The 15,199-nt window shown below is 63.3% G+C and carries 15 protein-coding genes; 5 read left to right on the top strand and 10 right to left on the bottom strand.

The window, feature by feature from the left end; all coding sequences use genetic code 11:
* Positions 1-15: 15 nt before the first annotated feature.
* The 4 genes from hpaE to ACQCST_RS13085 all read right to left on the bottom strand — a co-directional run bounded on the left by hpaE (position 16) and on the right by ACQCST_RS13085 (position 4,592).
* Complete coding sequence (hpaE, locus tag ACQCST_RS13100; RefSeq protein ID WP_426996195.1) at positions 16-1,524, bottom strand: 5-carboxymethyl-2-hydroxymuconate semialdehyde dehydrogenase; 1,509 nt, start codon at positions 1,522-1,524, stop codon at positions 16-18.
* Positions 1,525-1,595: 71 nt separating this feature from the next.
* Positions 1,596-2,282 carry a GntR family transcriptional regulator gene (locus ACQCST_RS13095; protein ID WP_426996194.1) on the bottom strand — a complete coding sequence of 229 codons (687 nt, stop codon included), beginning with the start codon at positions 2,280-2,282 and terminating at the stop codon, positions 1,596-1,598.
* Positions 2,279-3,757 (bottom strand): fumarylacetoacetate hydrolase family protein, encoded by a 1,479-nt coding sequence (locus ACQCST_RS13090; RefSeq protein WP_426996193.1) that lies wholly within the window; start codon positions 3,755-3,757, stop codon positions 2,279-2,281. The genes ACQCST_RS13095 and ACQCST_RS13090 overlap by 4 nt, the downstream gene beginning before the upstream one ends.
* Positions 3,758-3,860: 103 nt before the next feature.
* Positions 3,861-4,592, bottom strand: a complete 732-nt coding sequence (locus tag ACQCST_RS13085; protein WP_426996192.1) for an IclR family transcriptional regulator — start codon at positions 4,590-4,592, stop codon at positions 3,861-3,863.
* A gap of 184 nt (positions 4,593-4,776) precedes the next feature.
* On the opposite strand from ACQCST_RS13085, the gene ACQCST_RS13080 reads away from it, so the two are divergent.
* The 3 genes from ACQCST_RS13080 (at position 4,777) to ACQCST_RS13070 (ending at position 8,328) form a co-directional block, all read left to right on the top strand.
* Positions 4,777-5,316 carry a flavin reductase family protein gene (locus ACQCST_RS13080; RefSeq protein WP_426996191.1) on the top strand — a complete coding sequence of 180 codons (540 nt, stop codon included), beginning with the start codon at positions 4,777-4,779 and terminating at the stop codon, positions 5,314-5,316.
* A gap of 67 nt (positions 5,317-5,383) precedes the next feature.
* Positions 5,384-6,838, top strand: coding sequence for a 4-hydroxyphenylacetate 3-monooxygenase, oxygenase component (hpaB, locus tag ACQCST_RS13075; RefSeq protein WP_426996190.1), 1,455 nt, complete (start codon positions 5,384-5,386; stop codon positions 6,836-6,838).
* A 158-nt stretch (positions 6,839-6,996) separates the two neighbouring features.
* The gene (locus tag ACQCST_RS13070; protein WP_426996189.1) at positions 6,997-8,328 is read left to right on the top strand and encodes an MFS transporter; all 1,332 of its coding nucleotides are present in this window, start codon (positions 6,997-6,999) and stop codon (positions 8,326-8,328) included.
* Between the two features lie 63 nt (positions 8,329-8,391).
* Here the strand turns inward: ACQCST_RS13070 and ACQCST_RS13065 are convergent, their stop codons facing one another.
* The gene (locus tag ACQCST_RS13065) at positions 8,392-9,048 is read right to left on the bottom strand and encodes a phosphoribosyltransferase (protein ID WP_426996188.1); all 657 of its coding nucleotides are present in this window, start codon (positions 9,046-9,048) and stop codon (positions 8,392-8,394) included.
* Between the two features lie 119 nt (positions 9,049-9,167).
* Here ACQCST_RS13065 and ACQCST_RS13060 point away from each other — a divergent pair, with 119 nt between their 5' ends.
* Positions 9,168-9,467 (top strand): MarR family transcriptional regulator, encoded by a 300-nt coding sequence (locus ACQCST_RS13060; protein WP_426996187.1) that lies wholly within the window; start codon positions 9,168-9,170, stop codon positions 9,465-9,467.
* 155 nt (positions 9,468-9,622) lie between these two features.
* Here ACQCST_RS13060 and ACQCST_RS13055 read toward each other — a convergent pair whose 3' ends face one another.
* The 5 genes from ACQCST_RS13055 to ACQCST_RS13035 form a co-directional block, all read right to left on the bottom strand.
* Positions 9,623-10,450, bottom strand: coding sequence for an alpha/beta fold hydrolase (locus tag ACQCST_RS13055; protein WP_426996186.1), 828 nt, complete (start codon positions 10,448-10,450; stop codon positions 9,623-9,625).
* A gap of 4 nt (positions 10,451-10,454) precedes the next feature.
* Positions 10,455-10,784: a biotin/lipoyl-containing protein gene (locus tag ACQCST_RS13050; RefSeq protein WP_056426240.1), complete on the bottom strand. Its 330-nt coding sequence runs from the start codon at positions 10,782-10,784 to the stop codon at positions 10,455-10,457.
* Positions 10,777-11,784: an alpha-ketoacid dehydrogenase subunit beta gene (locus ACQCST_RS13045; protein WP_426999176.1), complete on the bottom strand. Its 1,008-nt coding sequence runs from the start codon at positions 11,782-11,784 to the stop codon at positions 10,777-10,779. Before ACQCST_RS13045 ends, ACQCST_RS13050 begins: the two co-directional genes overlap by 8 nt.
* A gap of 64 nt (positions 11,785-11,848) precedes the next feature.
* Positions 11,849-12,886: a thiamine pyrophosphate-dependent enzyme gene (locus ACQCST_RS13040; RefSeq protein WP_426996185.1), complete on the bottom strand. Its 1,038-nt coding sequence runs from the start codon at positions 12,884-12,886 to the stop codon at positions 11,849-11,851.
* Positions 12,887-13,079: 193 nt separating this feature from the next.
* A complete protein-coding gene (locus ACQCST_RS13035; protein WP_426996184.1) occupies positions 13,080-14,465 on the bottom strand; it encodes an amino acid permease in 1,386 nt (461 codons plus the stop codon).
* A gap of 177 nt (positions 14,466-14,642) precedes the next feature.
* Between ACQCST_RS13035 and ACQCST_RS13030 the strand changes: the two genes are divergently transcribed.
* Positions 14,643-15,116: an Lrp/AsnC family transcriptional regulator gene (locus ACQCST_RS13030; protein ID WP_426996183.1), complete on the top strand. Its 474-nt coding sequence runs from the start codon at positions 14,643-14,645 to the stop codon at positions 15,114-15,116.
* Positions 15,117-15,199 lie beyond the last annotated feature (83 nt).

Here is a 15,199-nt window from a genome sequence, read left to right as displayed (position 1 = left end):
TTGAGCTGTGGCTTGTTAGCGGGCGGTGGTGGAAGCGCCGAATTTGGGCGTGTGCACGGTGCCCAAGGTGATGTGGACGGCCTGCTGGTCGGTGTAGAAATCGATGGAGCGGTAGCCGCCCTCGTGGCCCAGGCCGGATGCCTTGACGCCGCCGAACGGGGTACGCAGATCGCGGACATTGTGGCTGTTCAGCCACACCATGCCCGCCTCTACGTCCTGCGCGAAGTTGTGCGCCCGGGTCAGGTCCTGCGTCCAGATGTAGGCGGCCAGGCCGTACTTGACGCCGTTGGCCAGCGCAAGGGCTTCCTCATCGGAGTCGAAAGGAGTGATGGCGACGACAGGCCCGAAGATCTCCTCCTGGAAGATCCGCGCGTCGGGCTTCACATCGGCAAACACTGTGGGTGCCACGTAGTTGCCGGTCTCCAGCCCCTCCGGGCGCCCGCCGCCGGCCAGGAGCCGGCCCTCGCCTTTGCCGATCTCCACGTAGGACATCACCTTGTTGTAGTGCTCCGGGTGAACCAGCGCACCCACTTCGGTGGCCGGATCGTGCGGATCGCCGACGACGATGTTCTTGGCCCGACCGGCGTACTTCTCGCAGAATTCATCGTAGATGCCGCGTTCCACCAGGATCCGGGATCCTGCCGTGCAGCGCTCGCCGTTGAGCGAGAAAACACCGAACAGGGCGGAGTCGATGGCGGCATCCAGATCGGCGTCGGCGAAGACCACGCAGGGGCTCTTGCCGCCGAGCTCCATGGACAGGCCCTTGAGATTGGCAGCCGCGTTGCGGAAGATGGTCTGGCCCGTGGTGGTCTCGCCGGTGAAGGAAATCAGCGGAACGTCGGGGTGCTTGACCAGGGCGTCGCCGGCTTCTTCGCCTAGGCCATTGACCAGGTTGAACACACCGTCCGGCAGGCCGGCATCCTTGAAGATCGGGGCCCACAGTGACGCCGAGAGCGGGGTGAACTCGGCTGGCTTGAGTACCACTGTGTTGCCTGTGGCCAGCGCCGGGGCCAGTTTCCAGGACTCCAGCATAAACGGGGTGTTCCACGGTGTGATGAGGCCGGCGACGCCGATCGGCTTGCGGTTGACGTAATTGATCTGCGAGCCGGGGACCTTCATGGCGTCGTCGAACTGGGCCACGATCAGGTCCGCGAAGAAGCGGAAGTTCTCCGCCGCGCGCAGGGCCTGGCCGCGGGCCTGGGTGATCGGCAGGCCGGAGTCAAACGTTTCCAGCTCGGCCAGACGCGCCTCCTGTGCCTCGACGGCGTCGGCGATCCTGTTCAGCACACGGGCGCGTTCGCGCGGCTTCATCCGCGGCCACGGCCCGTTGGTGAAGGCCTCGCGGGCAGCTGCCACGGCGAGGTCGACATCCTCTTTCTGGCCGGCGGCGGCGGTGGCGTAGTTGGTGTTGGATACCGGATCCAGCACCTCGAAGGTTCTGCCACTGACGGAATCAACAAACTCACCGTTGATGTAGTGCTGGATCCGGGTGGGGAGGTTTTCGGGGATGTAATGCTCAGCCATGGAAGGTGTCCTTTGCATCTGCACGAGTTGATGGAGATGGGGATGGGAACGGCAGGGGGAAAGAAAGTTGCCTAGTACAGCTGGGCCAGAGCCGCGGGGGCATCGTTGCGCCTGTGCGCCAGATAGGCCTCGAGGGTGGCGGCGCGGTGCGCGCGTGCGGCGCGTTCGACGTCGTCGGCCGGAGCGCCGCTTTCCAGCAGCACAAGCAGCATCTCGTGTTCGGCCACTGACTCTTTGGCGCGGCCAGGAACATAACTGAAGGTGGAGGACCGCAACGCCTTGAGCCGGTTCCAGCCACGGTGGACCAGGTCCAGGATGTGCGGGTTGGGGCAGTTTTCGAACAGCACGCTGTGGAAATCCGAGTTGAGCGTGGTGAACCGGACGGGGTCGAAGTTCTCCAGGCACTCGCGCATTTCCGTGTTGATGGCCCGGGCCCGCTCGATGTCCGCCTGCGTGATCAGCCGGGCGGAAAGCGCTGTTGCAGCACCTTCGATGATGCTCAGCGTCTGCATGGTGTAGAGGTATTCGGTGGGTTCAATGCCGGCCACGGTGGCGCCGACATTTCGCTCGAACGTGACAAAACTTTCGGCCTCCAGCCGGCGGATCGCCTCGCGGACGGGGACCACGCTGAAGCCCAGATCATCGGCCAGTTTGGCCAGCACCAGCCGGTAACCGGGGGAGTAGCCCCCGTCGAGGATCTTGTCCTTGATAGCCGCATAGGCCTGCTCGGACTTGCTGGTTGATTCCTGGATGGTCATGGCCGGCCGGCTGCAGAGTAGGAAGGCGCCGGGTTGGTAATGGACCAGTCTCTGTACTTGGACTTCCACTCCTTGTTCATCGGGTACAGCCCGTCGACGCTGTTGCCGGCGGCCACCATCTGGGCGATGTACGTCTCTTCATGCTCCTGGCTGATGGAGTCGTCTGCGACTTCCTCGGCCAGAGCCGGCGGGATGACCAGGATGCCGTCGGCGTCAGCGACGATGATGTCGCCAGGCTGGACTGTGGCACCGCCGCAGGAGACGGTCAGGTCCACGTCCCAGGGGATATGGCGGCGGCCCAGGACGGCAGGGTGCGCATTGGCGTAGTAGGTTGTCAGTTCCAGTCCGGCAACGGCAGTGATGTCCCGGACGCCGCCGTCGGTGATGATTGCTGCGGCACCCTTGACCTGCGCCCGGAGTGCAAGGATGTCCCCGACAGTTCCGGTGCCTTTCTCGCCGCGGGCTTCCATGACCAGGATTTCACCATCCTTCAGGGAATCGATGGCACGCTTCTGGGCGTTGAATCCGCCGCCGTGGGCTTTGAACAGATCCTCCCGGTTGGGCACGTAACGCAGCGTGCGTGCCAATCCAACAACTTTGTGGTCAGGCCGGGTGGACTGCAGTCCGTCAATGCTGACGTTGTTCAGGCCGCGCTTGCGGAGCTGTGAGCTCAGCGTGGCTGTGGCAACCGAGGCGAGCTTGGCCTTGAGCTGCGGGGTAAGTACTGAGGTCCGGGGCGCTTCGTCAGTTCCGTAAGCCTCGGCACGCTGGGTGCCGTCGGTCCTTGGCTGGGCCCCGAAGTCGCCCAGCGGTATGTCCCCTTCGGTGACCGTGGTGGACAGCCTGCCGCTGCTCACTCCGGTTCCCGGCACATCAACTTCGACCTCAACGAGATCGCCAGGCGTGGCAACGGAGGCACCGGCCGGGGTCCCGGTGAGGATGACGTCCCCTGCTTCAAGGGTCAGCAGCTGGGAAAGATCGGCGATAAGCCTCGCGAACGGAAACAAGAGGGTGCCGGTACTGTCCTCCTGGACTGCTTCACCGTTCACCCAGGTGCGGATGCGAAGGGCTGCCGGGTTCACCTCCTGGGCCGGGATGAGTCCCGGTCCAATAGGCGTAAAACCGTCGCCGCCTTTGGACCGGAGGTTGGAGCCTTTGTCCGCGTAGCGGAGGTCGTAAACGCCCAGATCATTGCTGGCGGTGACGAAGGCAACATGGCTCCACGCTTCTTCGATGGTGACCCGGCGGGCGGCTGTGCCGATGATCAGTGCCACTTCGCCTTCAAAAGCCAGCAGTTCACAGCCGGCCGGGCGTTCCACGGTGCCGCCGCTGAAGCTCAGCGAAGAAGAGGGCTTCAGGAAATAGGACGGCTGTTCGGGTGTCCGGCCACGCTGCGCAGCCCGGCTGGGGTAGTTGATGTGCACGGCAATGACCTTGCCTGCCCCCGCAATCGTCTCGTGCGACAATGCTTTCACCGCAACCTCCTCATCGAGTATGAAATCGTATACGAAATAAATCTCGTTGATTTCCCCCGCAATGTCAAGGCCTGCCGGCAATGAATGCCGCGCAGCGTGGGACCTAGTTCAGCTGGCTTTCAATGCGGGCCGCACTTGCGGCCAGGGCAGCGCCTACCTCATCCTGGTTCTGGCTGGTCCGGATATATACGACGGCGATGGCGGCCGGATGCCCGCCGGGCACCCTGATCGGGGCGGCCAGGGAGGATAATCCGGCGATCACTTCATCATGGCTTGCCGCGTAACCCAGCCGCCGCGCTTCAGTTGCTTCCGTGCGGTAACCCAGCCCGGGTGCGAGCGAGTTCCAGCTCTCTTCAGACAATGCGGACTGGATGGCGATGCCGGGCGCTCCGGCGTTGATGGGATGCCTGGTGCCAGGGTGCTGTGCGACGGTGCCTGCTGAATGCCGTGGTTCCACCGTGACCAAGGTGGTGCAGTCCTGATGGTCCCAGACTGCAACGAAGGCAGTCATGTTGAGGGAATTTGCCAGCATGGTCAGCTCCGGCAGGGCCGCGGTCTGAAGATCCCTGGAAACACCCCTCGCCAATACCGCGAGGCCGGGGCCCGGCTGGACACGTCCGGCGTCGTCGCGCATGAGTAGGGAATGGTCCTCAAGCGTCCGCAGGATGCGGTAGGCCACGGAGCGATGGACCCCCAAGGCGTCCGCAAGTTCTGCAATGGTCAGGGGCTGTTGGGCATCGGCCAGGATCTCCAACGCGCGGATGCCACGGGACAGTGTCTGGGACGCGGATGGCTGTGACGATGCGTCCAAGGCGCTGTGGCCAATGCGGTTCATGAAGTCCATCCTAGGTGCGGGTGCCGGATGTAACTGCGCAGTTCTCTTGTGTGGCAGGTCACAATGGAGTACTGTTCTATATAAGAACTTCGCGTTCAACTATAGAACTTCAACTCTAAAACAACATCCTGCACGAAGCAGCTGGCGCATCAGCCGCCGCAGCCTACAACAACTCTAGGGATCGATGATGATTGCTAATCCACAAGGGCACGCCGCCCCGGATGTCCCCGCACGGGCCTCAGCCCCCAGAGCGCATCACTTCAGGGGGAGCCTGGGGCGCTTTGCCACCGGAGTTGCGATCGTCACCTTCGACGGCGTGACCAAACGCCACGGCATCACCGTGAACTCCTTCACCTCGGTCTCCATGGATCCGCCGCTGGTGCTGGTGAGCATTGCGCGCAGTACCAAGGCCCACAACGAACTTGCCGGGCGGCCGTTCACGGTCAACATCCTGGGCGCCGAACAGCAGCAGCTGGCCATGCATTTCGCCGGCAAACCGGGTCCGGAGCCGCTGTGGGTGGAAAGCGAAACGGCGCCGCGGCTTTCCAATGTCCTCGCCTACTTTGAGTGCAGGCCTTGGGCAGCCTACGACGGTGGCGACCACACGCTCTATTTGGGCGAGGTTGCGGATTTCAACTACCGCAACGGCGACGCACTTGCCTTTGCCAACAGCCGATTCACCATCATCCCCGAGAGTCAGTTGGGGATGGAAGACCTGCTCTAGCTACACTCCCGCCGCCAGCGCCGGCGGGCGGAAACAACCACAGCTCAACGATGACTGGAGAAGAACAATGGGTATCCGTACCGGACAGCAGTACCTTGACAAGCTCAACAGCATGACCCCGCACGTGGTAATCGACGGCGAGGTTGTGGGCGAAAAAATCGCGGAGCATCCCGCCTTCCGCAACGTTGCGCGTTCCTACGCCAAGCTCTTTGACATGCAGCACGACCCCAAGTATCAGGAAGCGTTGACTTACACCTCACCGACCACCGGTGATCTGGTCAATGCATCCTTCCTGGTCCCGAAGACCATCGAGGACCTTGAGCGCCGTCGTGCCGCGATTTCCACCTGGGCAGAATCCTCCAACGGCTTCCTTGGCCGCTCCGGCGACTATATGAACTCCTCGCTGACGGCCCTCGGCACCGCGGAAAAATGGTTCTCCCAGGCCGATCCCAAGTTCGGCGTAAACATCCGCAAGTACTATGAATGGGCCCGTGAGAACGACGTTTTGGCGACTCACACGCTGATCCCGCCGCAGGTCAACCGCTCGGTCTCCGGCTCCGAGCAGCTCGGCGGACAGCTCTCGGCCCGCATCGTGGAGGAGCGTGAGGACGGGATCGTCATCAGCGGCGCCCGTATGCTGGCCACGATCGCGCCGATTGCCGATGAGCTCCTCGTGTTCCCCTCCACCGTGCTGCGCGGGACCCCGGAGGATGCGCCCTACTCCTACGCGTTCGCCATCCCCAATGATGCTCCGGGCCTGCGCTATCTGTGCCGCACCTCACTGTACAACGGCGGAAGTACCCACGACGAGCCGCTCGCATCCCGCTATGAGGAAATGGACGCCGTCGCGATCTTCGACAACGTCTTCGTCCCGAACGAGCGCATCTTCATGCTCGGCAACCCGCAGCTCTGCAATGGCTTCTACGCAGAGACCGGCGCCGGCGCGCTGATGACGCACCAGGTGGTCACGCGCACCATCGCCAAGAGCGAGTTCTTCCTGGGCCTGGCCTCCGAGCTGGCCGACTCGATCGGCATCGACGGCTTCCAGCACATCCAGGAGGACATCGCGGAGCTCATTGTCGACGTCGAAATCGGCAAGGCGCTGGTCCGGGCTTCCGAGGCCGACGCCGAGCTCAACGAAGCCGGAGTCATGCTGCCGAAGTGGGCCACGCTGAACGCCGCGCGGAACTGGTACCCGAAGATCGCCCAGCGGTTTCCCCAAATCATCCGCAAGTTCTCCGCCTCCGGGCTGATGGCCCTGCCCGGTGAGGCTGACGTGAACAGCGAAGCCCGGGCGGACATCGAGATGTATCTGCAGGGCAAGACCCTCACCGGACCCGAGCGCGTCCGGCTGTTCAAGCTGGCCTTCGACGCCTCGATTTCCGGGTTCTCCGGCCGCCAGTCACTCTACGAGTACTTCTTCTTCGGCGACCCCGTCCGCATGGCCGGCGCATTGGTCAACAGCTACGACCGCGAGCCGGTCCGGGCCAGGATCCGTGAGTTCCTGACCCGCGAGGACTGATCAAGGGCTAAGTCATACAGGCCGGGGCCACGCCATTTATCGGGATGGCGTGTCCCCGGTCACATTTTCGTAGTACCCTACTAACTAACTGACCGTTCTGTCGGTAATCATGAAGGCGTCTATTGGGCAGTACCGCTGCCCACAACAATGGAGTTTAAATGACCGTACCTTCCACCGTGGATTCAGAAGCAGGCCCCAGCAGTAGGAGCGAGGAACGCAAGGTCCTTGCAGGCACGCTGGTGGGCACCACCATCGAGTGGTACGACTTCTTCATCTTCGCCCAGTTGACAGCCACCCTGCTGTCGCCGCTTTTCCTCACCCCGCTTCAGAACTCGAATCCGGGCCTGGCACAGATCCTGGCGTTTGCACTGATCGGCATCAGCTTCCTGTTCCGTCCGCTTGGCGCGATCGTGGCGGGGCATCTCGGTGACCGGCTGGGCCGCAAAGCCATGCTGGTCTTCACCCTGGTCATGATGGGCGCGGCCACCGCCTTGATCGGCATGCTGCCCACGTACAACGACATCGGCGTACTGGCCCCCATCCTGCTCATCACTCTCCGTGTCATCCAGGGATTCTCCGCGGGTGGCGAATGGGGCGGAGCTGCCCTTATGGCGGTAGAGCACGCGCCCAAGAGCAAGCGCGGACTGTTCGGGGCCTACCCGCAGATCGGCGTTCCGGTCGGCATGATCCTCGCCACCGGGCTGCTGTATTTCCTCAATACCGGCATGTCCAAGGAAGACTTCGCCACTTGGGGCTGGCGTGTCCCGTTCCTGCTGTCCATCGTGCTGATCGTTGTGGGTTACCTCATCCGGCGCGCCGTGGCTGAAAGCCCGGTTTTCAAGGAGATGACAGCACGGAAGGAAGAGAGCAAAGCGCCCCTGGGCCAGCTTCTCAAGTTCCACAAGAAGTCAGTGCTGTACTCCACGATGATCTTCATCGGCAACAACGCTGCCGGTTACCTGTTGATCGCGTTCTTTATTTCCTATGCCACCAAGTCCTTGAAAATGCCCACCCCGCAAATCCTGCTCGCCACCACGCTGGCCTCATTCGGTTGGCTGATCTTTACGCTGGTGGGAGGCTGGCTTTCGGACAGGATCGGACGGGTGAAGACCTTCCTCATCGGATACGGGATCATCTTCGCCTGGATGATTCCGATGTTCGCTCTGATCGATACCAAAAACATCGTGCTGTACGGAGTGGCGCTGTTTGTGCTGACCATCGGCCTGGGCCTGTCCTACGGCCCCATGTCCGCGATGTATGCCGAAATGTTCCCGGCAAATGTCCGGTACTCGGGCATCTCCATCGGCTACGCCTTCGGCGCCATCCTGGGCGGAGCCTTTGCCGCCAGCATCGCCGAATCCCTGCTTCAAAGCACCAAATGGACCGGTTCCATCGGCATCTACATCATGGTTCTGTGTGTCATTTCAGCCGTCGGAGTCGTGCTGGCCAAAGAGACCAAGGGCCGGCCCCTGGGTGTGAGCAAACACTGAGGGCACACTAACCAAGAACGGTGCGGGCAGGGATCTCAGGGTCGGTGCCCGCATCCTTGGTTTTCAGGCTCCGCTGTCCCGCAGGAGCCCGATGGCGTCGTCGTCAGTCAGCTGTTCAAAGTGCCGGTAGAAGCTACCCACTGCACGGAACTTGCCTGGCAGATGCAGGCACAGGACAAAGTCGCTGACCCGGGCGATGGATTTTTCCGCGTCGAGCGAACCTACGGGGGAGGCAGCAATCACTGTGGCTGCGCCGGCGGCACGGACGGCTTCCACCGCGGCGCGCATGGTGGCGCCCGTTGCCAGGCCATCATCAACCAGGACTGCGGTCTTGCCGCGGAGGTCGTGGCTGATGCCGGGGTAGCTCTCCGCGCGGCGGACCAGCTCCGCGCGCTCGCGGGCTTCGACTTGATCAAGCCAATCACGGCGCACTCCGTGCTCCAGCATGCGCGCCAGCAAAGGCCGGTTAAGCGCCCTGACAATCCTTCCATCGGACCAGGCCAGAGCACCAAAGGCTGTTTCATCGTGGCCAGGGATCCCCAGCTTCCGCACCAGTATAGTGCCGAGTGGCAGGTGCAGTTCTTTGGCCGCAGCAGCCGCTACGGGCACACCGCCGCGGGCAAGGCCCAGGATAATGGTGTCGGGCCGTTCGCGGAATTGTGGAAGGGCCGCCGCCAGCCGTCTGCCGCCCTCCGCACGGTCTTCGAAACGCATGCTCATGGTCTCTCTCCCGGTGTATCCGTCGGTAGTCCCACCCTACCGCCAGGCTGGTTGCGGGCGGCAGGGCGGGCCAGGAAAAGAGCTTGCCCGGCCGGCTTCCTCCTGACAGCATGGGCGCTGTGAACAGCCCCATTGGATACTGGCTCAAGCGACTCGACAGCGCATTGGAGGCTCACCCCGATGCAACTCTTGCGCGGCTGTTGCTGACACGTCGCCAGTGGCAGACGGTCAATACAATGGCAGCCGGATCCATCAGCTCTGACCGGCTCGGCGATGCGCTCCGTCCATTTGGGAAGGCCGACGGCGGTGATTCCCAGGAGCGCGAAATGGCAGCGCTGGCTGGCTGTGGCCTGGTGATTCTGATGGACGGTCAACTTTCGCTGAGCGAGCTCGGCCGGGTCAGGCACGGAGAGGCATAAAGCGTGGTGGAGCAGAGCCGCAAGGATCTGACCGCGGGCATCGGCCTGGACGAGTACGCCACGGCTATCAGCGTCCTTGAACGCATGTGCGGCGACGCCGAGCGCCTTTCGGGCTGACTTAGGCGCCCGGAGTCAGGCAGCGTGGGCGCCCGGATTCAGCTGCCCAGGAAGGCGATTGCGCCCTGTTTGAAGGCCCGGCTGGTCACGGCGTTGCCGTGGTTCCGCGCCGGCAGCACGAGTTGTTCCACCATGGAGCCTGCTTTGGCGCCCAGGGCGGCGAGCTCCGGCATGGACGCGGCGCGGTCGTCGTTCTGGCCGGCCACCAGCAGTATGGGCATGTGCGGTATCGCCTCGGCGGGATCAAAGGGTTCGCCCTTGATGGCTTCGACGAGTGAGAGCAGCGCGAAAATGTTGTTGCTGGGCAGCAGCTGTGCCATCTTGAGCAGCCCTGCTGTCGATTCATCCGCAATAGGTGTGCCATCCGCCAGATGTTGCTGGGCTGCAACAAGGTCAAAAGCAGCCAGGGGATCCGCAACATTCGGTCCGCCCAGCACCAGGCGGTGAACCAGCTCCGGCTGGGTGGCACCGAATTCCCAAGCGAGCCTGGATCCCAGTGAATAACCGATCAGATCCAGTCCGCTGGAAGGGTCACCTGCACGCAGGGGCCGGACGCCGGCGTCGAACGCTATCTGCAGCAGATCCGCGCGGATCCGGCTGGGCGCATAGGAGTCCAGGTCCTCCGGGGCGCCGCTCCGGCCATGGCCGGGCAGATCCACGGTGATGACGCGTCGGCCCGCTTCGAGCAGGGCCGACAACCAGCCGGTGTCCTCCCAGTTCAGCTTGCTGGAAGAGGAAAATCCGTGGAGCAGCAGGATTGGCCGGAGCCCGGCGTCGGCAGCCGGCTCGTGGACTTCCACATACAGCTGGGGATCCGTGCCCTCCACGGTGTGGGAATGCTGTTCGCCGGTGTGTCTGCCGCTCATGGTGTCAGTCCTCATCAAGTACGGCGCTCAGGCGGACCCGGCGCTTCGGTGCCTCTTCCTTCGGGACCGTGCCCACGATGCCGGCGGTGTTGTCCGGCACCTCAAACACAATCAGGGGCTCGCCGACGTTGATTTTGTCACCGGGCCCGCCGTGGATACGCACTACCTTACCTGCCTGCGGGCTGGGCAATTCAACGGCCGACTTGGTGGTTTCGACCTCAACGAGCGGCTGGTTGCGCTCCACCTGGTCGCCGGGCGCAACCAGCCATTCAAGCACGGTTGCCTCGATCAGGCCCTCGCCGAGGTCGGGGAGCGGGAAGGAAATTTCAGCCACGGCGGTACTCCAATACTCGCTGGATACCGAAGAGGATCCGGTCAATGTTCGGGATGTATTCGTCTTCCAGATCGCCGGACGGGTACGGAACGTCAAAACCCGTGACCCGCTCGACAGGCGCCTTCAGGGTATCGAAGCAGTTCTGCGTGATCAGTTGCGCCACCTCGGCGCCCAGACCGGAAGTCAGGGGAGCTTCATGGACGACGACGGCGCGCCGCGTCTTCCGCACGGAGGCGGCCAGAGCTTCCTCATCGATCGGCTTGAGCCAGCGCAGGTCCAGGACCTCGACGTCGATCCCGTCCTCCGCGGCGAGCTCGGCCACCTGCAGGCAGCGGGCCACCATGGCGCCCCACGCGACCAGGGTAATGTGCCGGCCCTCGCGCATGACTTTGGCCCCGGTGTTCCTTTCGCCGGCGGCAGAGGTGCCGCCGGCGCCGGGGGAGCTGCCGGCGTCGAGGTCGACCTCGCCCTTCTGCCAGTAGCGTGACTTCGGTTCCATAAAAATGACCGGGTCCGGCCGTGTCGCGGCGAACTTGAGCAGGTGGTACGCCTCATGCGGGTTCGACGGCGAGACGACCTTGAGCCCGGGGACGTGGGCAAAAAGTGCCTCGAGGCTCTCGCCGTGGTGTTCGGGGGCCCGGATGCCGCCGAAGCTCGGTACCCGGAGCGTGATGGGCATGGGCAGCGTACCCCGGCTGCGGTAGTTCATCCGGGCGATCTGGCAGACGATCTGGTTGATCGCCGGATAGGCGAAGCCGTCGAACTGAACCTCCGGAATCGGGTGGAAGCCGGCCATGGCCAGCCCGACGGACATGCCAAGGATGCCGGATTCGGCCAACGGCGTGTCAAACACCCTGCCCTCGCCGTGTTTGGCCTGCAGCCCGTCGGTGATGCGGAAAACTCCGCCAAGCCGGCCGCAGTCCTCACCGAAGATGACCGCCTTGGGGTTCTCGGCAAGGACCTCATCCAGCGCACGGTTCAACGCCTGTTGCATGGACATTTCGACCGTTCCTTTGGCCGGGCTGGTACCGTCGCTCACGCCTGCCTCGCCTTCAAGAATCGCATTAGACATGTTCAGACTCCTTGCGCCAGTTGGTGGCCTGGGCCTGCAGGGCCGGGGTGGTTTCCTGGAAGACCAGGTTGAACATTTCGGTGCCGGGGCGGGAAGCGAGGGCTTCGATACCGGTCCGGATTGCTTCCTCTTCGGCCTTGGCTGCGGCGAGGGCATCGGCGAAGAACTGTTCGTCGGCAACGCCGTCAGCCAGCAGCTGCTGCCGGAACCGTTCAAGCGGATCAGCTCCGGCGTCCGCCCGTTCGTCGTCGAGGGAACGGTACCGCCCCGGGTCATCAGAAGTGGAGTGCGGGCCGCGGCGGTAGGTCATCGCCTCGATGGATACCGGGCCTTTGCCTGCCCGGCAGTGCGCGAAAGCCCGCTTGGTCGCCTCAACCACGGCGACGACGTCGTTCCCGTCAACGGTGATGGCAGGAATGCCGTAACCCGCCGCGCGCGCTGCGACCGAGCCGCCGGCCACCTGCCGCTCGGTGGGGACGGAAATGGCCCAACCGTTGTTTTGGGTGAAAAAGACCACGGGTGTCTTCATCACGGCGGCGAAGTTCATGGCCTCGTGGACATCGCCCTGGGACGAGGCGCCGTCTCCGAAGTAGGCCATGGCCACACCGTCCCGTCCATCCAGGGTCTGGCCGTGTGCCCAACCCACCGCGTGGAGCACGGATCCGGCCACCACCGCCTGGATCGGGGCGAGCCGGGACGTCATCGGGTTGTACAGGCCGCCATGCCACGTGGCCTTGTGAGTGGACATGTACGCCACCATGTCCACGCCCATTGCTCGGGCAACACCCATCTCGCGATAGGTGGGAAAGACAAAATCGCGGGTGGTGTCCACGGTGTAGCCGCTGCCCACCTGGGCCGCTTCCTGGCCGAGTTCGGGGGCATAACCGGGGATGATTCCCTGCCGCTGCCAGGCCACGGCCGAGGTATCGAGATGGCGGACGGCCACCATCAGCGAATACAACTCGCGGAGCTGAATGGGGGTGAGCGGAGCAGCTTCATCGCCGTCGTCCGGTGCAGGCAGGGTATCCATGGTTGTGACCCTAGTCACCGCCGGCGAGGTATGCAATCCGCCTAGATTCAGCTAGTCAGCTTGCTAAAAGCTGTCACCGGATCCGGACTCCGGGGTTACAAAGTGTTTACTCCGCCGCCCCGCACCCCCACGCACCCCCATCCAACTGAGTCGCATTTAATGTCGTTTTGAGGGCTCAAAACGACACCTAGTGCTAGTCAGTTGGGCCAGTGGCGCGTGCCGACGTGAGCCTGGCGCCGATCCGGCAGGCCGCAGCGATGCCGGCGATCAGCACCAAGGTACTGAATAGCTGGAGGCGGCTGCTTTCGGCGCTGAAACCGACGGCGAAGATCAGGCTCAGGAGCACCAGACCGAAGATGGTCAGCGCCGGGAAGCCGGTCATGCGCAGCGGCAGCGGAGTGCCGTCACGGACTGCCCGGCGGCGCAGGATCAGCTGGGACACCAGTGCGGAGCCCCACACCACGAGGCATGTCGAACCGACCAGCTGGAACAGCGCCGGCAGGATCCGTCCGGGAAAAAGCAGCTCCAGCACGGTGGCGAGGAAGCCGAAGGCCACGGACACGCCGACGGCGGCCATCGGGACCCGGGCGCCGCTCAGCTTCGAGAGGAAGAGCGGTGCCTCTCCGCGCTCGGAGAGTGAAAACACCATCCTGGAAGCGCCGTACAGGTTTGCGTTCAGGGCGGAGAGAAGCGCGATGACGGCCACGAGGGTGATCGCCGCACTGGCGCCGGGGATTTGTGCGGCGTCGAGCACTCCGGCGAAGGGTGATGCCAGGGCTTCCGAGGTAGCAGGCAGGACGGCGGCGATGACAAACACGGAGCCGATGTAGAACACCAGGATCCGCCACACCACAGTGCGGATGGCCTTGACTACACTACGTTCGGGATCTTCGGTTTCCGCGGCGGCCACACTGACGATCTCCGTACCACCGAACGCGAAGATCACTACGAACAGCGCCGTGGCTATTCCGCCAAGACCTGCGGGGGCAAAGTCTGTCGTGATGTTGGAGAGCGCGGGCGACGCGACGTCCGGGAGCAGCCCCAGCAGGAGAGCCGCGCCGATGGCCAGGAACAGGACAATTGCGGTCACCTTGAGAATGGCGAACCAGAACTCGAACTCGCCGAAGTTTTTCACACCCGCCAGATTGATGCCGGTGAAGACCACCATGAAGATCAGGGCCAGGGCCCAGACAGGAATGACTGGCCAGACCGAAAACAGGAGGCCGGCCGCACCAAGGGCCTCGGCGGCGATGACCACCACCAGCTGAAGCCACCACAACCAGCCCACAGTGGCACCGGCTGTCTTTCCCATAGCCCGCTCCGCGTAAACTGAAAACGCCCCGCTGTTGGGGTTGGCCGCCGCCATTTCGCCAAGCGCCCACATGACCAGAATGATCAGGGTCCCGGCAACCATGTACGAAATCAGCACCGCCGGTCCGGCCGCCTGGATGCCCGCGCCCGAACCGAGGAAGAGGCCGGCGCCGATGGCGCTGCCAAGCCCCATCATGGTCAGTTGGCGGGGTTTCATGCTGTGGACGAGTTGTATTGCCGGGCGCTCTGCCGTGGACTTCATTGTCATGACTGCATACCTTCTTGTGGTCGGTGTCTGGTGGGGTCCTCTTGAGACCATTCGAATTTACCGCCTCGGCAGACCCCTGACTTCTCCCAGGCGTGAGATCATGGAGGCAGTTTGTATAGTAAACGTCCGGATCAATGGCGGTTTGTAATGTGATTTCCTGCCAGGAGGAGTACTCAGATGGATGTCGACGCTCTGGACGCCAAGATTGTCCGATTCTTCACTGATTCTCCCCGGGCGGCCGTTCTGGAAGCATCCCGGGTTCTGAAGGTGGCCAGAGCCACCGTGCAGTCGCGGCTTGACCGGATGTCCGAAACAGGGGTCATCGGCTCGTGGGTGCCGCAGCCGGATCCGTCGCACTTCGGGTTTCCGGTGGTGGCGTTCTGTTCGCTGACTATCAACCAGGATCTGGGGCACGATGCCGTGGTGGCGGCTCTGGCTGAAATTCCTGAGCTGATCGAGATCCACACCGTTTCCGGAAGTTCCGATCTCATGGCGCGCATCGCCGCCAGATCGAATCTGGACCTTCAGCGTGTTCTTGATGCCATGATCGCAACGAAAACAGTGCTGCGTTCCTCTTCGGTGATTGTGCTCAATACGCACTTCCAAGGGCGGACACTGCCGCTCCTCGAAGCCGCCGCTGACCCGTCATAACCGCCCCGTGTGACCTGAAACATTTTGACACCGGCAAAAGCCGTCGTAGGATTAGTTCTAGTCAAGTTGACTATAACTAGTCG

This window comes from Pseudarthrobacter sp. N5, assembly GCF_050157035.1.
Classification (GTDB): domain Bacteria; phylum Actinomycetota; class Actinomycetes; order Actinomycetales; family Micrococcaceae; genus Arthrobacter.
The sequence above is the reverse complement of the archived record's forward strand: the minus strand, read 5'-3'. Positions and strand labels throughout refer to the sequence as shown.